Here is a 20,561-nt window from a genome sequence, read left to right on the forward strand (position 1 = left end):
GACGGCGCTCAGTTGACCCTCAGCAGCAGCTTGCCCGTCGACGTTCGGCTTTCCATCAGGCGGTGGGCCTCCGGGGCCTGGTCCAGGGGGAACTCGGCCGTTACCGGGAGCTTCACCCGGCCGTCCGTCGCCAGGGCGAACGCCCGGGACGCGAGTTCGCGCAGGGCGTCGGGGCCGGCTGCCGCCAGGGTCAGGAGCGAGAAGCCGGAGGTCGAGAGGGCGCGCGGGTACAGCTCGGGCTGGCCGACCTGCCAGGGGGCCTCGCCGCCCGCGTTCCCGTACGAGACGAGCCGGCCGAACAGGGCCAGCGCGTCCAGGCCCCGGCGCAGGGTCTCGCCGCCGACCGGGTCGAGGACGAGGTCGACGCCCCGGCCGCCGGTCGCCCGGCGTACGTCGTCGGCGAAGGTGGCGGTGAGGAACACGTCGTCGTACCCGTGCTCGCGCGCGTACGCGGCCTTGGCCTCGCTGGACACCACGCCGTACACCGCGCCCGCGCCCGCGAGCTTCGCGACCTGGCCGACGACCGTGCCGACGCCGCCCGCCGCGCCCTGGACCAGCACCGTCTCGCCGGAGCGCAGCCGCCCCACCTCGTGGATCAGGGCGTGCGCGGTCGGCAGGACGGTGGGCAGCGTCGCGGCGGTCCGCAGATCGACGCCCTCGGGCACCGGGAAGACGGTGGCGGCCGCGACCACGGCGACGTCCGCGTAGCCGCCGCCCTCGGACATCGCGGCGACCTCCTGGCCGACCGCGAGTCCCTGGACGCCCGCGCCGAGCGCCCGTACCCGACCGGAGACCTCAAGGCCCGGCACGAACGGCAGGGCCGTCACCCGGTAGCCGACGGAGCGGGCCTTCACCTCGGCGAAGTTGACCCCGGCGTACGCCACGTCGATCGCGACCTCGCCTGGCCCGGGCGCGGGCGCCTCGGTCTCCACCAACCGCAGCTTTTCCGGACCGCCCAGCTCGCTGACCTGAATCGCACGCATGACGTGGTTCCCCCTCGCCGCATAAAGTGTTCAATGAAGGTCGAACACCGGGGAGTGTACGACCCTCGTCGAACACCGGGCAAGGGGCCTGGCGACGGACAGGACACCGCACCAGGCACGGCACCGGCACATCCAGCGGGGATCCAGGCAAGGACCGGCCGAGGAAAGGAACACCCGATGACCCATCGCACGGCCCCCGAGCACACCCACCCCGAGAAGGTTCCGCTGATCACGGCGCTGGACGCCCTCGGCGACCCCGTCCGCCTGCAGCTCGTGCGCGAGCTGGCCGAGTCGGAGGAGTGGACGCGCAGCTGCGGCTCGTTCGACGTGCCCGTACGCAAGGCGGCGCTCAGCCATCACTTCGCGGTGCTGCGCGCCGCCGGTCTGGTCGAGCAGCGCGACAGCGGGCCCAAGCGGGTGAACCGACTGCGCCGCGAGGAGTTCGACTCCCGCTTCCCGGGGCTGCTGGAACTGGTCCTGCGCGGCGACTGACCGCCGGGCCCGCACCACCGGGTAGCAGGAGAACGCCCGCCGCCAGGGCACGGCCCGCCCCGCGTTCCGCCGGCCCCCACCGGACCCGCACGCCCGCGGGACGCCTCACAGACTCCCGGTCGCACCGGTCACCCCGGTAACGGGACGCCTCACGGCCCCCGCCACGGACCTCCGGTCACAGCCCCCCGGCCCGGACCAGCCCCGTCTCGTACGCGAGGACGACGACCTGGACCCGGTCGCGCAGGGCCAGCTTCGTCAGGATCCGGCCGACATGGGTCTTCACGGTGGCCTCCGAGAGGACCAGACGCGCCGCGATCTCGCCATTCGAGAGACCCTGCGCGACCAGCAGCATGACCTCGCGCTCGCGCTCGGTCAGCTTCTCCATCGCACTTCCGCCGGGCCCGGACTCCTTGCCGGTCGTCGGCAGCATCGGGGCGAACCGGTCGAGCAGGCGCCGGGTGGTGGAGGGGGCGACGACCGCGTCGCCGCTGTGCACCGAACGGATGGCGCCGAGCAGTTCGGCCGGCGGCACGTCCTTGAGCATGAAGCCGCTGGCGCCCGCCTTGAGGCCGGAGAAGGCGTATTCGTCCAGGTCGAACGTGGTCAGGATCAGCACCTTGGGATGCGTCTCGGCCGAGCAGATCCGCCGGGTCGCCTCCACCCCGTCCAGCCTCGGCATGCGCACGTCCATCAGCACCACGTCCACGGCCGTGGCGCGGAGGATCTCGATCGCCTCCGCCCCGTCGCCCGCCTCCGCGACGACCTCCATGTCCGGCTGCGCGGCGAGCACCATCCGGAAACCGGTGCGCAGAAGCACCTGGTCGTCGACGAGCATCACGCGGATCGTCATCGGGTCCCTTTCATCACGACGTACGGGGAAAGCGGGCGTAAGCGGGGCGCAAACGGGGCGTGCAGGCAAACAACAGGGCGCACTAGGTCGCTAATGCGCGGGTTTGAGCGGCAGCAGGGCGCTGATGCGGAAGCCGCCGCCGGGACGCGGCCCCGCGTCCAGGGTGCCGCCGACCATCCCGACGCGCTCGCGCATACCGATCAGACCGTGCCCCTGGCCGTCGGCGCCGCCGTCCTCGTACACCTCGTGCGCGGCGCCGCGGCCGTCGTCCTCGACCAGCAGGCCGAGCCCGTCGTCGAAGTAGACGAGCCGCACGCTGGCGCCCGCGTCCGGGCCGCCGTGCTTGCGCGTGTTCGTCAGCGCCTCCTGCACAATGCGGTACGCCGTGAGCTCGACGCCGCTGGGCAGCGGGCGCGGGGTGCCCTCGATCTTGAAGTCCACGGTGAGCCCGGCCGTACGCACCTGCTCGACCAGCTCCTCGATCTGCTCCACGTCCGGCTGCGGCACGTACTCCCCGGCCTCGCGGTGCTCGCCGGTGCGCAGCACGCCCAGCAGGCGGCGCATCTCGGCGAGCGCCTGGCGCCCGGTCATCGAGATCGTCTCCAGCGCGATCCTCGCCTGGTCGGGCGCGCTCTCCATCACGTACGCGGCGCCGTCCGCCTGCACCACCATCACCGACACGTTGTGCGCGACCACGTCGTGGAGCTCGCGCGCGATACGGGCGCGCTCGGCGGCGACCGCCACCTTCGCCTGCGCCTCGCGCTCCTTCTCCAGCCGGGCGGCGCGCTCCTCCAGCTGGGCGAAGTACGCCCGGCGGGTGCGCATCGAGTCGCCGAGGACCCAGGCGAGGACGAACGGGACGGTCATCACCACGATGACGAAGGCGAACTGCCCCACGCTCATGGCGTTGTCGGTGCCGTCGTTGTAGTCCGGCCAGCGCCACGTGGCGATCGTCGCGGCGACGAGAGACCCGCCGAGCGCGAGGCGCGAGGCCCAGCGCTCGCCTACGGCGGCGGCCGTGTAGATGGCGACGAGCATGGCCAGGTCCGCCACGTTCGGCCCCACGTTCAGGGCGAGCTGTGCCAGGCCCATCAGTATCGCGAGCACCAGCATCTTCTCGGGCGCGCGTCGGCGCAGCGCGACCACGACACTCAGACCCGCGCCGCAGAACAGAGCGGGCAGGGTATGGCCGTGGCTGATGCCGTTGGACACGTACGACATGCCGGAGATCCCGAAGAGGAAGACGGCCCAGAGGGAGTCGACCGCGGTCGGGTGTCTGCGGATGAAGTCGTAGAGGCGCTGCACGTAACCCAGCGTAGGGAAGCCGAATCGGTGCATGGGTCAACCGGAGGGTCGATCCGGGTCGCGCTGGCGTACTCCCCAAGGTGGAGGGCCCATAAGGTCTCTCCCTGTGAGGTACGAGGTGACAGGCGGTTCGAACGGCGGGAGCGGTGTGACGGACGGGGCGGATGCGGCGGGTGAGCACGGGGTGTCCGGCGCTTCCGGCGATTGGTGCGGCTGGCGGGAGGCGACCGAGCGGGCGCTGTACGGTCCCGGCGGCTTCTACCTCCGCCCCGAGGGCCCTGCGGGCCACTTCCGTACCTCCGTGCACGCCTCCCCCCTCTTCGCGGGTGCGGTGGCCCGGCTGCTCCAGGAGGTGGCGGCGGAGCTGGGCGGCGGCGAGGTCGCCTTCGTCGACATGGGCGCGGGCCGGGGCGAGCTGGTGACGGGGGTGCTGGCCGCGCTGCCCGCGGGCTTCCCGGTACGGGCGTACGCCGTGGAGCGCGCGGCGCGTCCGGCCGGGCTCGACGCGCGCGTGGCCTGGGTCGCCGAGCCGCCGCGTGGCGTACGGGGGCTCCTGTTCGCCAACGAGTGGCTGGACAACGTCCCCGTGGACGTCGCCGAGGCCGACGCGGACGGCGTGCCCCGGCAGGTCCTGGTCCGCCCCGACGGCACCGAACGCCTCGGCCCGCGCGTGGCCGACGCGGACGCGCGGTGGCTGGAGCGGTGGTGGCCGCTGCGGGAACCGGGGGCGCGGGCGGAGGTGGGGCGGGCGCGGGACTCGGCGTGGGCCGGGGCCGTGTCGACGCTGGCGGCGGGGCTCGCGGTCGCGGTGGACTACGGCCACACGGCCGCGGCCCGTCCGCCCTTCGGCACGCTCACCGGCTTCCGGGCGGGCCGGGAGTGTCCCCCGGTCCCGGACGGCACCTGCGACATCACGTCGCATGTGGCCCTGGACGCCTGCGCGGGCCCGCGCGGCGAACTCGTCCCCCAACGCGAGGCCCTGACCCACCTCGGCCTCACGTCCACTCGTCCCCCGCTCGCCCTCGCCTCGACGGACCCGACGGCGTACGTACGGGCGCTGGCGCGGGCGGGGGAGGCGGCGGAGCTTTTGGCACGGGGTGGGTTGGGGGACTTCGTGTGGCTGCGCGAGCGGGTGTGACGGCGCCCTGTTGCCTGCGGCGCAGCCCCCACCCCGCCCCTTCCCGAAAGCCCTGGGCGGGCGGCCTGGTTATTCGTCTGCGGCCCGGTGGGGGCTGGTCGCGCCCACGCGGCGGAGCCGCAAATGTCACAGCCCCGCGCCCCTTGATGGGCCCTTCGGGCCCTCTTTAGGGGCGCGGGGAACTGCGCGAGCAACCCAGCACGGTCCGCAGACGAAGCGGGGTGCAGGGGCGCAGCCCCCGCAAAAGGGGTCCGGGGGCGTAGCCCCCGGGAGAACCACCTCCACCCCCACCCACCCCCGGAGGGTTCAGGTGGAGGGGCGGGGTGGGGGAATCCACCCCCGGCCGGGGATACTGTCGCCCATGACGGAGACCACGGTCGGCATCGGCGGCGCGGCGGAGAGCACCGACATGGTGCTCAACATCGGCCCGCAGCACCCCTCCACCCACGGCGTGCTCCGCCTCCGCCTGGTCCTGGACGGCGAGCGCATCCAGCACGCCGAGCCGGTCGTCGGCTACATGCACCGCGGCGCCGAGAAACTCTTCGAGGCGCGCGACTACCGCCAGATCGTCATGCTCGCCAACCGCCACGACTGGCTCTCCGCCTTCTCCAACGAGCTGGGCGTGGTCATGGCCGTCGAGCGCATGCTCGGCATGGAGGTCCCCGAGCGCGCGGTCTGGACCCGTACGCTCCTCGCCGAGCTGAACCGGGCCCTGAACCACCTGATGTTCCTCGGCTCGTACCCCCTCGAACTGGGCGGAATCACCCCGATCTTCCACGCCTTCCGCGAGCGCGAAGAGCTCCAGCACGTGATGGAGGAGGTCTCCGGCGGGCGTATGCACTACATGTTCAACCGCGTCGGCGGCCTCAAGGAGGACCTGCCGCTCGGCTGGCTCGGCCGCGCCCGCGACGCCGTCGCCGCCGCCAACTCGCGGATGGACGTGTACGACCGCCTGGTGCTCGGCAACGAGATCTTCCGGGGCCGCACCCGGGGCGTCGGCGTCCTGTCCCAGGAGGCCGTGCACGCGTACGGCGTCAGCGGCCCCATCGCGCGCGGCTCCGGCGTCGACTTCGACCTGCGCCGCGACGAGCCGTACCTCGCGTACGGCGAGCTCCAGGACACCCTGCGGGTCGTCACCCGTACCGAGGGCGACTGCCTGGCCCGCTTCGAGGTCCTGCTCGAACAGACCCACAACGCCCTGGAACTGGCCGCCGCCTGCCTCGACCGGCTCGCCGAGCTGCCGCCCGGCCCGATCAACCAGCGGCTCCCGAAGGTCCTCAAAGCCCCCGAGGGCCACACCTACGCCTGGACCGAGAACCCGCTGGGCATCAACGGCTACTACCTCGTCAGCAAGGGCGAGAAGACCCCGTACCGCCTCAAGCTCCGCTCGGCCTCGTACAACAACATCCAGGCCCTCACCGAGCTGCTGCCGGGAACGCTGGTCGCCGACATGGTCGCGATCCTGGGCTCGCTGTTCTTCGTCGTCGGCGACATCGACAAGTAATCGACGAGTAACCGCACCAGCGCGGACAGCAGGCCGCGGACATACGACAGGGCCCCGGCGCGACGCCAGGGCCCTGTTCCAGTTTCGTCTACGTCTACGTCTGTGTTTCGCCTACGAGATCGCCGACCGCAGCCGGACCACGTCCAGCTGCTCCGTCTCGTCGTGCGCCGTCAGGTCGATGACCTTGCCGACGACCCGGTCGGGGCCGTTCTTGGGGCGCTCGGACAGGACCTCCTCGCCGACCACGTCGGCCAGGTCCTCCTCCTCGACCGCGGCTATCGCGGCCTGGGCCGCCTCCTTCTCGGCGGCGGTCCCGAAGAAGTCGAAGCGTCCCTCGGGCCGTACGGCCGGGCGCGCGACGTACGGAACGACCGCCGAGGCGACCGGTGCCGGGGCCGCGGGCAGCGCGGGAAGAGCGGCGGACGCCGGGCGTACGTGCTCCCCGCTCCCGGCGGCCGCCGAGCGCTTCCCCTGCGGCTCCTCCGACTCCCGGGAGTCGTTCTCGGCGCCCCGCGCCGCGTCGGCCTCGCGGGGCTGGTCGACCGGGCTCGGCTGAGGGGCGAGTTCGGCCCGGGCGGGCCGGGCCGCCTCCTGGGCCCGCCGTACGTACGGCAGGTTCTCCAGCGCCAGGGACGCGGCCGCGTACGCCGCCGGGCCGGGCATGCCGGACGTCATGGGCAGCTCCTTGGGGGCGGCCGCCTCCAGGGCGAGCCGGCGGCGGCCCTCCAGGGCGCTGGCGCGCTCCGTCTCCGCCGTCGCGTACCGCCGCAGCAGCGCCGCGTGTTCGCCGCGCAACCCGGCCAGCTCCATGCGCTTGGCACGGAGCTTGGCGTCCAGACGGCCGCGCAGCTCGCGCGACTCCTCCAGCTCGGACTCCAGCTCGGCGATCCGCTCCTCGGTGCGCCACTGGTCGGCGGCGCGCGAGCGGGTCAGCTCGGCGACCCGGCGACCCGCGGCCCGGTCCCAGCCGCGCATCAGCACGGAGCCGCTGACGGCGGCCACCGCGGCGGCCGCGGCCAGGCTCCTCAGTGCCAGTGGCTGATCGAACAGCCAGGCGCCACCGGCGCAGAGGACCGCGGCACCGGCGACGGCGGACGGTGGAAGAAGTCTGTGCAGAGGAGGGGAATGGCGGTGGCGTCCACGTGGCATGGCCTGAAATTTACCGTGCGTAGACGCCCTATGGAGCCCCAGCCCGCCAATCTCCTGAATCTTCTTGCCACCTATAGCCGACCGATGGCCATCCGATGGCTTTCCCTACTTCTTGATCAGTCCCTTCGACTGGAGATAGTCCTTCGCCACGTCGACCGGCTTGGCCCGCTCCGCGTCCACCTTGCGGTTCAGTTCCACGAGATCACTGGTCGTCAGCACCTTGGTGAGCTTCGCGAGTACGTCCGCTATCTCCTGGCCGCCCGCGCCCTTCGCATTGACCACCGGAAGGATGTTGTCGGCGTTCTGGAGCTTCTTGTCGTCCTCCAGGAGCACCAGGCCGTACTGGTCGAGCGTGGCGTCCGTGGTCGTGGTGAGCACCAGCTGGTCGGCGCCGTCCTTGACCGCCTGCTTGGACTGCGGGGTGCCGACGCCCTTGGGGTCGATCCCGCTGACGTCGATGCCGTACTTCGCTTTGAGACCGGGCGCGCAGAACGGCCGGATCGTGCACTCGTCGCCCGCCGCGATCTTGACCTTGACCTTCGACCTGCCAAGATCCGAAAGGGTCTTGAGGTTGTTCTTGGCGGCGAATTCCTTGGTCACCGCGAACGCGTTCTGGTCGACGGCCGCACCCGACGGGAGCGCCTTGAGCCCGCGCGGACCGGCGAGCTTGGTGAGCTCGGCGACGGTCGCCGTGACATCGCTGGAGGCGAGCGGCTTGTCCTTCGCCTTGTCGCCGTTCACCTTGGCGTTGAGGAATTCGGTAAGCGTAGCCGCGTATTCCGGAACGACGTCGATCTCGCCCTTCTCCAGGGCGGGTTCATACAGCTCGCGGTTCTTCACCGTGGTGATCGAGGTGCCGTATCCGTCGTCGTGCAGGATCTGGGCGTAGAGCTCGGCGAGGACGGCGGACTCGGTGAAGCCGGCGGCGCCGACGGTCAGCGAGCCCTTCTTGCCGCCCCCGCCACTACTCGCCCCGCTGCTGCCGCTCTTGTCCTTGTCCTTCTCCAGGCTGTCGCCGCCGCACGCGGCCAGCGAACCGGCCAGCGCCACCGTGCCGAGGACCGCACCGGCCGTACGCAGGATCTTGCTCATGAACGTTCACCATCCGAGAGTTGGAAGAGTCCGAAGGATCTGTTGGGCGCAGAGGTCCGGCGTGGCGATCCGCCGTGCGATCAGGCGGCCGTGGGCCGTCCTCCGCGTCGCCGCAGCGGGCTGAACAGCCGGTCGGCCACCACCAGCACGCCCTCGACCAGCAACGCGAGCAGCGCGGCGAGGATCGCCCCCGCGACCACCTGCGGTGTGTTGTACGTGGCGAACCCGGCCGTGATGATCCGGCCGAGTCCCCCGAGGCCCACCATCGAGGCGATCGTCGCCGTCGCCACCACCTGCACCGCCGCCGACCGCACCCCGATCATGATCAGCGGATACGCGAGCGGCAGCTCCACCCGGGCGAACAGCTGCGGCCCGGACATCCCCATCCCGCGCGCGGCCTCCACCACCGACCGGTCCACCTCCCGCATGCCCACATAGGCGTTGGTCAGCAGCGGCGGCACCGCGAAGAGCACCAGGGCGATGATCGTCGGCGCGTACCCGGCCTTGCGCAGCGGTGTGAGCATCAGCAGGGCGAGCACCGCGAACACGGGCACCGCCCGGCCGACGTTGGAGATGTTGACCGCGAGCGCGCCGCCCCGGCCGAGGTGCCCGAGCCACAGCGCGACCGGCAGCGCGATGGCGCAGGCCACCAGGAGCGAGACCCCGCTCACGTACGCGTGCTCGCCGAGCCGGTGCCAGGCGCCGTCCTCGCCCGACCAGTTGGACCCCGTCGTCAGCCAGGTCCAGGCGTCCGCCATGACCCCCATCAGCGCGCCCCCGCCTTCGTACGCACCCGCGTCCAGGGCGTGAGGAGCCGCTGGAGGCCGAGCAGCAGCAGGTCCGCCACGAGCGCGAGCAGCACGCACAGCACCGACGCGGTGAGCACCTGTGCCTTGAACGTGGACTGCACCCCGTCACCGATGAGGTTGCCCAGACCGCCCTTGCCGACCACCGACCCGACCGTGGTGAGCGCGACCGTCGACACCGTCGCGATCCGCACCCCGGCCAGCAGCGCCGGGAGCGCCAGCGGCAGCTCCACCTCGACCAGCATCCGTATGCGTCCGTATCCCATCCCGCGCGCGGCTTCGCGCACGTCGGCCGGGACCGCTTCGAGGCCCGCCAGGATGTTCCGTACGAGAATCGTCAGCGAATAGAGCACAAGGCCGGTGACGACCAGCGCCGCCGAGAGGCCGAACACCGGCAGCAGCAGCGAGAACATGGCGAGCGACGGCACCGTGTAGAGCACGGTCGTCAGGGTCAGCACCGCTCCCGCGACCGATCTGCGGCCGCGCGCGAGCAGCGCCAGCGGCAGCGCGATCGCCAGCCCGATCAGCACCGACACCGCCGTGATCCAGACATGCTGGACCGTGGCGTCGGTCAGCTCATGGCTGCGGGAGCGCACGTACTCCCAGCAGATCCAGTCGTTTCGCACCAGACAGTTCTGCGCGCTCACCGCGCCCCACCTCCCCCGCCGGATCTCCCCGTATCTCCCGAACGTATGTCTGGCGACCTTATCCCCGACCACTGACAATCGCCGAGAGCCGGCCGGCGGATCCGCTCATCGCACACAGGGCAGCAATATGGGGTTCACACAAGCGGGATCGAACACCGGCCACAATGGGGAACCATGATCCGATTCGAGCATGTCACCAAGCGGTACGCCGACGGCACCACCGCCGTCGACGACCTCTCCTTCGAGGTGGCCGAGGGTGAACTGGTCACGCTCGTCGGACCGTCGGGCTGCGGCAAGACCACCACGATGAAGATGGTGAACCGGCTGATCGAGCCGACCGACGGCCGGATATACCTGGACGGCGAGGACATATCCACCGTCGACCCGGTCCAACTGCGGCGCCGCATCGGCTATGTGATCCAGCAGGTCGGGCTCTTCCCGCACAAGACGGTCCTGGAGAACACCGCGACCGTCCCGCATCTGCTGGGCGTCAAGCGCGCCAAGGCCCGCGAGCGCGCGGCCGAACTCCTCGACCTGGTCGGCCTCGACCCCAAGGTCTTCGGGTCCCGCTACCCCGAGCAGCTCTCCGGCGGCCAGCGCCAACGGGTCGGCGTGGCACGGGCGTTGGCGGCGGACCCGCCGGTGCTCCTGATGGACGAGCCGTTCGGCGCGGTCGACCCGGTGGTGCGCGAGCGGCTGCAGAACGAGTTCCTGCGGCTTCAGTCGCAGGTGCGCAAGACCGTCCTGTTCGTCACCCATGACATCGAGGAGGCGGTCCGCCTGGGCGATCGCATCGCGGTCTACGGCGCGGGCCGCATCGAGCAGTTCGACGCCCCGGCGGCCGTGCTCGGCGCCCCCGCGACCCCGTACGTCGCGGACTTCGTCGGCGCCGACCGGGGCCTGAAGCGGCTCTCGGTGACCCCCATCGAGCCGGGCGACCTGGAACAGCCGCCCGTGGTGCGGCTCGACGACCCGCTCCCCGCCGACCTGGGCGCCCCCTGGGCGGTCGTCCTGGACGCCTCCGGCGATCTGCACGGCTGGATCTCCGCCGACGCCGCCGAGCGCGGGACGGGCACGGTGCGCGAGCACGCCCGCCGGATGGAGGCCTGGCTGCCGGTCGGCGCCTCCCTCAAGCAGGCGTTCGCGACGATGCTCCAGTACGACGCCGGCTGGATCGCGGTGATCGACAGCGCGGAGACGGGCCGCTTCCTCGGAGTGCTCACCCCGGCCCGCCTCCACGAGGCGCTGCGCCGCTCGATCGACGCGGACGCCCAGGACGTCCCGCGGACCGAAGTGGAAGTGGAGACGATCAGCTCGCGCTGAGGCGGCCGGTGATCGTCTCCGGGAACGCGGTCAGCTGCCGGTGAGGCGGCCGCTGATCCACTCCAGGGTCGGGGGGATCTCCCGGCGCCAGGTGTTGAAGTTGTGGCCGCCGCTGTTGAGCGTGATCGACGACACGCGCGCGGGCGACTTCACCTTCTCGATGAACTTCAGCGTCGGCTTCAGGTTGTCCTCGCCCGACTTCGAGCTGGTGACCAGGAACGACGACTTGCCCGCGGGCACGTGGTCCAGGGCCCACAGCAGGTTGGAGCGGTCGCGCGCCTTCTTGTCGCCGTGGAACAGGTCGCCGGTGGTCGGGTCGCTGGCGGCCTTGTAGTACGCCGAGAGACCGGCGGTGGCGCCGAAGACCTCGGGGTGGTGGATGCCGATCTTCAGGGCGCAGTAGCCGCCCGTCGAGTTCCCGATGAAGCCCCAGTTCTGCGGCTTGGTGCCGACGCGGTACGTCTGCGAGACGGCCTTGGGGAGGTCCTTGGCGAAGAAGGTCTCGGTCTGCGGGCCGCCCGGGATGTCCACGCACTCGGTGTCACGCGGCGGCGCGACGGTCGGGCGCATCATCACGAGGATCATGGGCTGCGCCTTCTTCTGCTTGACCTGCGCCCATGCCGTCTTCGGGTACCTCAGCCCTTTGATCAGGTTCTCCGCGGTGCCGGGGTAGCCGGTGAGGACCACGGCGGCGGGAAAGTGCTGGTTCTCGTACTTCTTCTGGAAGTACTCGGGGGGCAGATAGACGTAGGCGGGGCTGGCTATTTTGGACTGCTGGCCCGAGACGACGATCTTCTGGATCTCGCCGCCCATGGCGCGGTTGCCGGCGCCCGGAGTGTCGGGCTTCTCCTTGCCCACCACCTTGATGTCCTTGCTGCCGGCGGAGTGGTCGACCACCACGCCCATGTCCTGCTCCTGGCCGAACAGGTCCGCCCACGAGCCGTAGAAGAGGAAGGAGTTGTTGGCCGCGAGGCCCACCGAGGCGAAAAGCATCAGCTGTGTACCGAGGAGCAGGCCGATGCGGCCCACGACCGCTCGCCAGCCGCGCTTGGCCAGTCGCGGCCAGAGCCAGATGGTGAGCCCGAACAGCACTATCGCCAGGATGATGGCGAGTGCCAGGACCGTGTTGCTCGTGAGACCCATGAGTCGTAGAAACTTTCTGACTGAGATTTTCCTGAGACCGAGGGAACCCGCCCCCTGGAAGTGCCGTCCTAGAGGGCGCAAATTGTCCGGAAGACAGCGGCTACCTTGTCACTGTTCCGGCAACCAGGATCTCTCGCGGAGTCACGGGAAGCGATGTCTGTCAGGATAGATGGGGACAAAAAGGGTTCGGTTCCGGCCGGCGCGCGCAAAGTCCTCCGCGGACCGCGCCCCGAGTCGGTTCCCTCACTGGTCGGCACGGCCGCGACCTTCGTAGGCCTGCTCAACATCGCCGCCGGCATCTTCCCGCGCTTCCGCGCCAGCAGGATGCACGCTGTGACGGAAGTCCTACCGGGCACGACGGGCCCCTTCGCGGCGGCCCTGGCGCTCAGCACCGGCGTACTGCTGCTGCTCCTGGCCCACGGCCTCAAGCGGCGCAAGCGGCGGGCCTGGCGGGCCGCGGTCGCCCTGCTGCCGATCGGCGCGGTGGCCCAGTTCCTCTACCGGCACTCGATCGTCGGCGTGCTGATCTCGGTCGCGCTGCTCGTACTGCTCGTACGGCACCGCGAGGAGTTCACCGCGCTGCCCGATCCGCGCAGCCGCTGGAAGGCGCTGGCCAACTTCATCCTGCTCGGCTCCGGCTCGCTGGGCCTCGGCCTGGTGATCGTCTCGGTCCACCCGGGCCGGGTCGTCGGCAACCCGTCGATCGCCGACCGGATCCAGCACGTGATGTTCGGCCTGTTCGGCTTCGAGGGCCCGGTCGAGTACGCGGGCGACACCAGCTGGACCGTCGCCTACTCGCTGGGCGCGCTCGGCCTGCTGACCGCGATCACCACGATCTACCTGGCCTTCCGCCCCGAGCACCCGGCCGCCCGGCTCACCGAGGACGACGAGCGCCAGCTGCGCGACCTGCTCGCCAAGCACGGCGCCCGCGACTCTCTCGGCCACTTCGCGCTCCGCCGCGACAAGGCCGTCGTCTTCTCCCCCAGCGGCAAGGCCGCCGTCACCTACCGGGTGGTCTCCGGTGTGATGCTCGCCTCGGGCGACCCGATCGGCGACGTCGAGGCCTGGCCTGGCGCCATCGAGCGCTTCATGGACGAGGCCAAGGCGCACTCCTGGACGCCGGCCGTGGTCGGCTGCTCGGAGACCGGCGGCGAGGTCTGGACCCGCGAGACCGGGCTCGACGCCCTGGAGCTGGGTGACGAGGCGGTGGTGGACGCCGCGGATTTCTCCCTTTCCGGGCGCGCCATGCGGAACGTACGCCAGATGGTCAAGCGCATCGAGCGCAATGGCTACGAAACCCGCGTACGGCGCGTCCGTGATCTCTCCGTAGGTGAGCTGGAACGGATTCAGCGGGCCGCCGAGGCCTGGCGCGGCACCGACACCGAGCGCGGCTTCTCCATGGCGCTCGGACGGATCGGCGACCCGGACGACGGCGACTGCGTGATCGCCACCGCCCACAAGGCCGACGACGACGGCTCGGGCGAGCCGGGGCCGTACGGCGATCTGAAGGCCATGATCCACTTCGTCCCCTGGGGTACCGACGGAATGTCGCTGGAGCTCATGCGCCGCGACCGTGCCGCCGACCCGGGCATGAACGAGCTGCTGATCGTCGCCTCGCTTCAGGCCGCCCCGAAGCTCGGCATCGAGCACGTCTCGCTGAACTTCGCGATGTTCCGCTCGGCCCTGGCGCGCGGCGAGAAGATCGGCGCCGGCCCGGTGCTGCGGCTCTGGCGCGGACTGCTTGTCTTCCTGTCCCGCTGGTTCCAGATTGAGTCGCTGTACAAGTTCAACGCCAAGTTCCAGCCACGCTGGGAGCCGCGCTTCATGGTCTACCGCGCCCACGGTGACCTGCCGCGCATCGGCTTCGCGGTGATGCAGGCCGAGGGCTTCGTGAACGTCGCCCTCCCCCGCCCGTTCGCCCGCTTCAGCCGCGCCCGCAAGCGCCCGTGCGCCCACCTGACCTCGACGGACACGGACAGGGCGGTCCGGGCGGCGTAGGTCACGCCTTCGGCTGTCGGAAGCCGGCGCAGCCTTCACGGGCTGCGCCGGCTTCTGGCTTTCCGGGGCCGCGCCGATCTTGTGCCTTTGGGGGCGCGGGGAACTGCGCGACCAGCCCCCACCGGCCCGCAGCAAACGGTCAACGGGCGAAGCCCAAAGCGAAGGGGCCCGGGGAAAACCCCGGGCCCCTTCGGCGTTGCCCGCGAGGGCATCGGGTCAGGCGCTGACCTTCGCCTCTTCGGAGGCATCCGCGTCGGCCCCGGCAACCGCAGCCGCGGCGGGCGTACGGTCGGACCGCAGTCCGAGCAGAGCCACCACCACGACCAGCAGGAACGCACCCCCGGCGAGCGCGAAGCTCAGCGTGAACTGGCTCTCCTGCGGCAGCGCGGGAACCCCCGGCGGCAGGTGCTGGATCGTCTTCGACGCGAGCAGCGACGTGATCACCGCACTGGCGATCGCGCTGCCGACCGACCGCGAGATCGAGTTGATGCCGTTGGCGATACCCGTCTGGTGGTGCGGGACGCTCGCCACGATCAGCGCGGGCATCGCCGCGTAACCGAAGCTGATCGCGACACCGATCACCATGCCCGCGAGGATCACCGACGCGGTGGTGTCGTGCGCACCGGTCAGCCAGGCGAAGCCGATGACACCGAACACGGCGCCGACGGTCAGCGTGAAGCGCGCGCCGATGCGGCGGACCAGCATGCCGCCGAGCTGGGCGGCGAGCAGCGACATGATCGTGGTCGGCAGCAGGTACTCGACCGAGGCGCGCAGCACGGACGCCGTGAACCCGTAACCGGTGATCTTCTCCGGCATCTGCACCAGGTACGAGACGCCGATGAACTGCGAGAACATCGCGAAGCCGAGCAGCAGACCGGCCATGTTGGTGAAGAAGACCGGGCGGTGGGCGAACATCTTCATGTCCACCATGGGCGACTTGACCTTGCGCTCGACCAGGACCCAGACCACGGTCATCACGATCGCGGCGGCGAACAGGCCCAGCGTGCGGCCGGACGACCAGCCCCACTCGTGGCCCTGCGAGATCGGCAGCAGCAGGAGGACCAGGAGGGCCGCCAGCGTGCCCGCGCCCAGCCAGTCGGTGCGCCCGCCGGGCTTGTGGCGCGAGGCCGGGACGCCCGCGACGACGGCCACCAGGGCGACGATCGCGAGGACGGCGGCGAGCCAGAAGACCCGGTGGTAGTCGGGGTGGTCGCCCTGGGTGAGCAGACCGGCGCCGACCAGCGCGAGACCGCTGCCGAACGCCAGGGTGCCGCTGACCAGCGCCATCGCGCCGTGCAGCTTCTCCGGGCGGACCTCCTCGCGCAGCACGGACAGGGCGAGCGGGAAGATCGCGGTGGCCGCGCCCTGCATGACCCGGCCGACGATCAGCCAGAGCAGCGAGCTGGTGGTGGCGGCGAGCACGGAGCCCGCGACCATGAGGACGAGCACGCCTATGAGCGTGGGCTTCTTGCCGTGCATGTCGCCGAAGCGGCCGAGCAGCGGGGTGAAGACGGCGGCGGACAGCAGGGTCGCGGTGGTGACCCAGCTGACGTTGGAGGTGGAGGTGCCGAGGTCGTTCTGGATGATGCCCAGGATCGGCACGACCAGGGTCTGCATCATCGAGACGACCATGGCGGCCAGCCCGAGGACCAGGACGAGCGCGGGGCCGCCGGTGGGGCGCGTGGGCGCCACGTGATGTGTGGGAGTCACGGTTTCTTCCGTAGGAGTCCGTAGGGAGGGATTGCTTGAGGTGGTCGATGCTTGATTACCTCAAGTGCTTGATTACCTCAAGCAACTAGAGTGACGGTAAACCTCAAAGGTTGAGATCGTCAAGTTTCTCGCGGTAAGGTGGCGCCATGTCTGGAACCAGCCGCCCGGCCGCCCTGACCGACGCGGTGACGAACGACGTGCTCATGGACGCCCTCTGGGACTCCCTGGCGGACTACTACGGCGACTTCACCTCGGCCGCCGCCGAGGTGAGCCTCACCGCGAGCCAGGCCAAGATGCTGACCGTGCTGCGCCGGGGCCCCGCCTCGATGCGCTCGCTCGCCACCACGCTGCACTGCGACGCCTCCAACGTGACCGGCATCGTGGACCGCCTGGAGAGCCGCGCCCTGGTCCGCCGCGAGCCCAGCCCCACCGACCGCCGGGTCAAGAACGTCGTCCTCACCGAGGAGGGCGCCCAGGCCGTCGAGACCGTCCGGGCCGGCATGCACGGCACGCACACCGCCCTGGACGCGCTCACCGCCGCCGACCGGGGCGCCCTGCGCGACCTGCTGCGGCGCCTGACCGGCGGCCGGGGACCGCGTACGGGGTCTGGTCCGGGCACCCTCGGCTGACGCCTACGCTGGACGTATGAGTACGTTGCGCCGACGCGGCACGGTCACCGGGCTGCCCGAGTGGGACCGCTGCGCGGTCATGGGCGTGGTCAATGTCACGCCCGACTCCTTCTCCGACGGCGGCCGCTGGTTCGACACGGCGGCCGCCATCAAGCACGGCCTCGACCTGGTGGCCGAGGGCGCCGACCTGGTGGACGTCGGCGGCGAGTCGACCCGCCCGGGCGCCACCCGCGTCGACGAGGACGAGGAACTGCGCCGGGTGGTGCCCGTGGTGCGCGGCCTCGCCGCCGAGGGCGTCACCGTCTCCGTCGACACCATGCGCGCCTCGGTCGCCGAACAGGCGGTCGCGGCGGGCGCGTTGCTCGTCAACGACGTCAGCGGCGGCCTCGCCGACCCGGCCATGATCCCGGCGGTCGCCGCCTGCGGCGCCCCGTTCGTCGTCATGCACTGGCGCGGCTTCAGCCAGGACATGAACAGCCGCGCGGTGTACGGGGATGTGGTCGCCGAGGTCGTCGCCGAGCTCCACGCGCGCGTGGCGGCCGTCGTCGCGGGCGGCATCGCCCCCGAGAAGATCGTCGTCGACCCCGGCCTCGGCTTCGCCAAGCAGGCCGAGCACGACCTGGCGCTCGTCGCCCACCTCGCCGACCTGCGCGCGCTCGGCCACCCGCTGCTCGTCGCGGCCTCCCGCAAGCGGTTCCTGGGCCATGTGCTCGCCGGGGACGGCTCCGGGCCGCCGCCCGCGCGCGAGCGGGACGCCGCCACGGCGGCCGTCTCCGCCATCGCCGCGCACGAGGGCGCCTGGGCGGTCCGGGTCCACGAGGTGCGGGCCACGGCCGACGCGGTGCGCGTCGCGCGCGCGGTCGAGGGAGCCACGTGAGTGCCCGTACGGACATCGAAGCGGTGGAGCTGGCCAACACCGCCTTCTACGAGACGCTGGAGCGCGGCGACTTCGACGAGCTCTCCGAGCTCTGGCTGAGCGCCACCGACGCCGGGGACACCGCGATCTCCTGCGTCCACCCCGGCTGGCCGGTGCTCTCCGGCCGCGGCGAAGTGCTCCGCTCGTACGCGCTGATCATGGCGAACACGGAGTACATCCAGTTCTTCCTGACCGATGTGAAGGTCGTCGTGCTGGCCGACACCGCCCTGGTCACCTGCACCGAGAACATCCTCAGCGGCGGCCCCGCCCAGGACGGCGGCGAGCTGGGGCCGCTGGTCGGCCAGCTCGTGGTGGCCACCAATGTGTTCCGCCGCACACCCGAGGGCTGGAAGCTCTGGTCCCACCACGGCTCGCCCGTACTGGCGGAAACGGGCGACGACGAGGATTGAAACGGGGGGCGCGGGGTAGGGGCGGGTACCAGTCCTGACGCCGTCTGTCCATAGCCCCCGTGGGCGAGCGTTGTCAGTGCCCGCAGGTAGATTCGATGGTGGGTAATGAGCCGCCCGCACGCGGCCGTGTCCCGTCTGACCAACGACAGCAGGAGTGATTCGCGTGGATCGTGTCGCGCTGCGCGGCCTCAAGGCCCGCGGGCACCATGGCGTCTTCCCCCGGGAGCGCGAAGAGGGCCAGACCTTCATCGTGGACCTGGTGCTGGGCCTCGACACCCGCCCCGCGGCGGCCGACGACGACCTGACGAAGACCGTGCACTACGGAGTGGTGGCCGAGGAGGTCGTGGACGTGGTCCAGGGCGAGCCGGTCGACCTGATCGAGACGCTGGCCGAGCGCATCGCCCAGCAGTGCCTGAAGCATGCCGGGGTGCAGCAGGTGGAGGTGTGCGTCCACAAGCCGGACGCGCCGATCACCGTCCCCTTCGACGACGTGACCATCACCATCACCCGGAGCCGAGTATGACTGTGTTCTCGCACGAGGGCCCGCAGAGCGACCCGACCGTACAGCCGGTGCCCGCCTCGGTGGTCGAGCAGGTGGACGCGGCCGACGTCACCCTGTCCAACCCGAAACGCGCCGTGATCTCCCTCGGCTCCAACCTCGGCAACCGCATGGAGACGCTCCAGGGCGCCATCGACGCGCTTGAGGACACCCCGGGCCTGCGGGTCAAGGCGGTCTCCCCGGTGTACGAGACGGAGCCCTGGGGCGTCGCCCCCGGCTCCCAGCCCTCGTACTTCAACGCGGTGGTCGTGGTGAAGACGACGCTGCCCCCCACCTCGCTCCTGGAGCGCGGCCAGGCCATCGAGGAGGCCTTCGACCGGGTCCGCGAGGAGCGCTGGGGCCCGCGCACGATCGACGTGGACATCGTTGCCTACGCCGATGTGATCAGCGACGACCCGGTCCTGACGCTCCCCCACCCGCGCGCCCACGAGCGGGCGTTCGTCCTCGCCCCCTGGCACGACGTGGACCCGGAGGCCCAGCTGCCCGGCCGGGGCCCGGTCGCCGAACTGCTCGCCGCGATCGGCCGCGAAGGCGTGCTGCCGCGCGCCGACCTGGAACTGCGCCTGCCCGAGTAGTCGTTAGGCTGCTGACGGCGGATAGGTTCTGGAGACGAAGGGCACTCTTTCGGTGAAACAACTGCGGCTGGGCGTACTGGCGGGACTGTTCGCCGTCGCCGGAGTGCTCTCCTGGGCCGGCGCCCGGCTGTGGGACTCGCTGGGCACCCTGCCGAGCGTCCCGCTGGCGGCGCCGATCGTGCTCGCGGTGATCGCGGTGGTCCTGTTCGCCACCGCGCTCTCCATCCGCGCCCGGCTGCGCGCCCAGCGCGAGCGCCGCCCGGGCGCCAAGGGCGTCGAGCCGCTGATGGCGGCCCGCGCCGTGGTCTTCGGCCAGTCCAGCGCCCTGGTGGCCGCGCTGGTCTCCGGAATGTACGGCGGCACCGGCGTCTTCCTGCTCGGCTCCCTGGACATCCCCGCCCGCCGCGACCAGGCGATCTACGCGGGCTTCTCGGTAGCGGCCGGCATCGCGGTAGTAGCGGCGGCGTTCTTCCTGGAACGAGTCTGCAAACTCCCGGAAGACGAGGACGAGGGCAAGGCGCCTGCGGCGCAGTAGGGGGCCCGGAGGGCCCTTTTAGGGGCGCGGGGAACTGCGCGACCAGCCCCCACCGGCCCGCAGCCAAACACCCACGCCCCCGGCGAACCCGCACCGCCCGGGGGGGCTACCGAGCCATGATCAGGCTCATGGCCTCCGCCCGAGTCGCCGCATCCCGCAACTGCCCACGAACGGCAGACGTAATGGTCTTCGCCCCGGGCTTACGCACACCCCGCATCGTCATGCACATGTGCTCGCACTCCACGACCACGATCACCCCACGCGGCTCAAGGATCTCCATGAGCGCGTCAGCGATCTGCGTGGTCAGCCGCTCCTGCACCTGCGGCCGACGCGCGTACACATCCACGAGCCGCGCCAGCTTCGACAGGCCCGTGATCTTCCCGTCCGACGACGGGATGTACCCGACGTGCGCCACACCCACGAACGGCACGAGGTGGTGCTCGCAGCTGCTCATGACCTCGATGTCCTTCACCAGGACCATCTCGTCGTGGCCGAGGTCGAACGTCGTCGTCAGCACGTCCTGCGGCTCCTGCCACAGACCCGCGAATATCTCCCTGTAGGCCCGCGCCACCCGCGCCGGCGTCTCGCGCAGACCCTCGCGGTCCGGGTCCTCTCCGACCGCGATGAGGAGCTCGCGCACGGCGTTCTCGGCCCGCTTCTCGTCGAACTCGCCGATACGGCCCTCGCCGTCCAGCGTCACCGGGTCGGTCATCTGTGCCTCGTTCCTCGTCACGTCTGCACGGGCGTACGAAAGCGCCGCGCCCCCACAGGCTAAAACCTGGGGGGCGCGGCGTGCA

General features: G+C 71.2%; 21 protein-coding genes. 11 read left to right on the top strand and 10 right to left on the bottom strand.

What is annotated here, in order from left to right; translation table 11 throughout:
• Positions 1–8 precede the first annotated feature (8 nt).
• Entirely contained in the window at positions 9–983 is a 975-nt protein-coding gene (locus ACGFRG_RS28970) for a zinc-binding dehydrogenase (RefSeq protein ID WP_361431257.1), read from the bottom strand.
• Between the two features lie 177 nt (positions 984–1,160).
• On the opposite strand from ACGFRG_RS28970, the gene ACGFRG_RS28975 reads away from it, so the two are divergent.
• Positions 1,161–1,475, top strand: coding sequence for an ArsR family transcriptional regulator (locus tag ACGFRG_RS28975; protein ID WP_361431259.1), 315 nt, complete (start codon positions 1,161–1,163; stop codon positions 1,473–1,475).
• A 175-nt stretch (positions 1,476–1,650) separates the two neighbouring features.
• Here ACGFRG_RS28975 and ACGFRG_RS28980 read toward each other — a convergent pair whose 3' ends face one another.
• Positions 1,651–2,325 carry a response regulator transcription factor gene (locus tag ACGFRG_RS28980; RefSeq protein WP_361431262.1) on the bottom strand — a complete coding sequence of 225 codons (675 nt, stop codon included), beginning with the start codon at positions 2,323–2,325 and terminating at the stop codon, positions 1,651–1,653.
• Between the two features lie 90 nt (positions 2,326–2,415).
• Positions 2,416–3,630, bottom strand: a complete 1,215-nt coding sequence (locus ACGFRG_RS28985) for a sensor histidine kinase (RefSeq protein ID WP_361431265.1) — start codon at positions 3,628–3,630, stop codon at positions 2,416–2,418.
• A 184-nt stretch (positions 3,631–3,814) separates the two neighbouring features.
• Between ACGFRG_RS28985 and ACGFRG_RS28990 the strand changes: the two genes are divergently transcribed.
• Together ACGFRG_RS28990 and ACGFRG_RS28995 are read left to right on the top strand one after the other, a co-directional pair.
• Positions 3,815–4,768: an SAM-dependent methyltransferase gene (locus ACGFRG_RS28990; protein WP_393268622.1), complete on the top strand. Its 954-nt coding sequence runs from the start codon at positions 3,815–3,817 to the stop codon at positions 4,766–4,768.
• A 361-nt stretch (positions 4,769–5,129) separates the two neighbouring features.
• On the top strand, positions 5,130–6,272 hold the full coding sequence (locus ACGFRG_RS28995; RefSeq protein ID WP_361431270.1) for an NADH-quinone oxidoreductase subunit D: 1,143 nt from the start codon (positions 5,130–5,132) through the stop codon (positions 6,270–6,272).
• Positions 6,273–6,383: 111 nt separating this feature from the next.
• On the opposite strand, the gene ACGFRG_RS29000 is transcribed toward ACGFRG_RS28995, so the two are convergent.
• The 4 genes from ACGFRG_RS29000 to ACGFRG_RS29015 all read right to left on the bottom strand — a co-directional run bounded on the left by ACGFRG_RS29000 (position 6,384) and on the right by ACGFRG_RS29015 (position 9,966).
• Complete coding sequence (locus tag ACGFRG_RS29000; protein WP_393268626.1) at positions 6,384–7,421, bottom strand: hypothetical protein; 1,038 nt, start codon at positions 7,419–7,421, stop codon at positions 6,384–6,386.
• A 105-nt stretch (positions 7,422–7,526) separates the two neighbouring features.
• Positions 7,527–8,513: an ABC transporter substrate-binding protein gene (locus ACGFRG_RS29005; protein ID WP_361431274.1), complete on the bottom strand. Its 987-nt coding sequence runs from the start codon at positions 8,511–8,513 to the stop codon at positions 7,527–7,529.
• A gap of 80 nt (positions 8,514–8,593) precedes the next feature.
• Positions 8,594–9,280: an ABC transporter permease gene (locus ACGFRG_RS29010; protein WP_361431276.1), complete on the bottom strand. Its 687-nt coding sequence runs from the start codon at positions 9,278–9,280 to the stop codon at positions 8,594–8,596.
• Positions 9,280–9,966, bottom strand: a complete 687-nt coding sequence (locus tag ACGFRG_RS29015) for an ABC transporter permease (protein WP_361431279.1) — start codon at positions 9,964–9,966, stop codon at positions 9,280–9,282. The genes ACGFRG_RS29010 and ACGFRG_RS29015 overlap by 1 nt, the downstream gene beginning before the upstream one ends.
• A 174-nt stretch (positions 9,967–10,140) precedes the next feature.
• Between ACGFRG_RS29015 and ACGFRG_RS29020 the strand changes: the two genes are divergently transcribed.
• Positions 10,141–11,289 (top strand): betaine/proline/choline family ABC transporter ATP-binding protein, encoded by a 1,149-nt coding sequence (locus ACGFRG_RS29020; RefSeq protein ID WP_361431281.1) that lies wholly within the window; start codon positions 10,141–10,143, stop codon positions 11,287–11,289.
• 30 nt (positions 11,290–11,319) lie between these two features.
• Here ACGFRG_RS29020 and ACGFRG_RS29025 read toward each other — a convergent pair whose 3' ends face one another.
• Positions 11,320–12,432: an alpha/beta hydrolase-fold protein gene (locus tag ACGFRG_RS29025; RefSeq protein ID WP_361431283.1), complete on the bottom strand. Its 1,113-nt coding sequence runs from the start codon at positions 12,430–12,432 to the stop codon at positions 11,320–11,322.
• Between the two features lie 153 nt (positions 12,433–12,585).
• On the opposite strand from ACGFRG_RS29025, the gene ACGFRG_RS29030 reads away from it, so the two are divergent.
• Positions 12,586–14,430, top strand: a complete 1,845-nt coding sequence (locus ACGFRG_RS29030) for a phosphatidylglycerol lysyltransferase domain-containing protein (RefSeq protein WP_361431286.1) — start codon at positions 12,586–12,588, stop codon at positions 14,428–14,430.
• A 216-nt stretch (positions 14,431–14,646) separates the two neighbouring features.
• Here ACGFRG_RS29030 and ACGFRG_RS29035 read toward each other — a convergent pair whose 3' ends face one another.
• Entirely contained in the window at positions 14,647–16,140 is a 1,494-nt protein-coding gene (locus tag ACGFRG_RS29035; RefSeq protein WP_393268633.1) for an MFS transporter, read from the bottom strand.
• Between the two features lie 146 nt (positions 16,141–16,286).
• Here ACGFRG_RS29035 and ACGFRG_RS29040 point away from each other — a divergent pair, with 146 nt between their 5' ends.
• From ACGFRG_RS29040 to ACGFRG_RS29065, 6 genes are all read left to right on the top strand, one after another.
• Positions 16,287–16,769: a MarR family transcriptional regulator gene (locus ACGFRG_RS29040; RefSeq protein WP_361431289.1), complete on the top strand. Its 483-nt coding sequence runs from the start codon at positions 16,287–16,289 to the stop codon at positions 16,767–16,769.
• Positions 16,770–16,785: 16 nt separating this feature from the next.
• Entirely contained in the window at positions 16,786–17,646 is an 861-nt protein-coding gene (folP, locus tag ACGFRG_RS29045; RefSeq protein ID WP_361431292.1) for a dihydropteroate synthase, read from the top strand.
• Positions 17,643–18,095 (top strand): nuclear transport factor 2 family protein, encoded by a 453-nt coding sequence (locus ACGFRG_RS29050; RefSeq protein WP_361431295.1) that lies wholly within the window; start codon positions 17,643–17,645, stop codon positions 18,093–18,095. Before folP ends, ACGFRG_RS29050 begins: the two co-directional genes overlap by 4 nt.
• A 163-nt stretch (positions 18,096–18,258) precedes the next feature.
• Positions 18,259–18,618: a dihydroneopterin aldolase gene (folB, locus tag ACGFRG_RS29055; RefSeq protein WP_361431297.1), complete on the top strand. Its 360-nt coding sequence runs from the start codon at positions 18,259–18,261 to the stop codon at positions 18,616–18,618.
• Complete coding sequence (gene folK / locus ACGFRG_RS29060; RefSeq protein WP_361431300.1) at positions 18,615–19,229, top strand: 2-amino-4-hydroxy-6-hydroxymethyldihydropteridine diphosphokinase; 615 nt, start codon at positions 18,615–18,617, stop codon at positions 19,227–19,229. The genes folB and folK overlap by 4 nt, the downstream gene beginning before the upstream one ends.
• Positions 19,230–19,281: 52 nt before the next feature.
• Positions 19,282–19,764, top strand: coding sequence for a DUF3180 domain-containing protein (locus ACGFRG_RS29065; RefSeq protein ID WP_361431302.1), 483 nt, complete (start codon positions 19,282–19,284; stop codon positions 19,762–19,764).
• A 106-nt stretch (positions 19,765–19,870) separates the two neighbouring features.
• Here ACGFRG_RS29065 and folE read toward each other — a convergent pair whose 3' ends face one another.
• Positions 19,871–20,476: a GTP cyclohydrolase I FolE gene (gene folE, locus ACGFRG_RS29070; protein ID WP_361431338.1), complete on the bottom strand. Its 606-nt coding sequence runs from the start codon at positions 20,474–20,476 to the stop codon at positions 19,871–19,873.
• Positions 20,477–20,561 lie beyond the last annotated feature (85 nt).

The sequence above is a fragment of the Streptomyces sp. NPDC048696 genome, assembly GCF_043198895.1.
GTDB lineage: Bacteria > Actinomycetota > Actinomycetes > Streptomycetales > Streptomycetaceae > Streptomyces.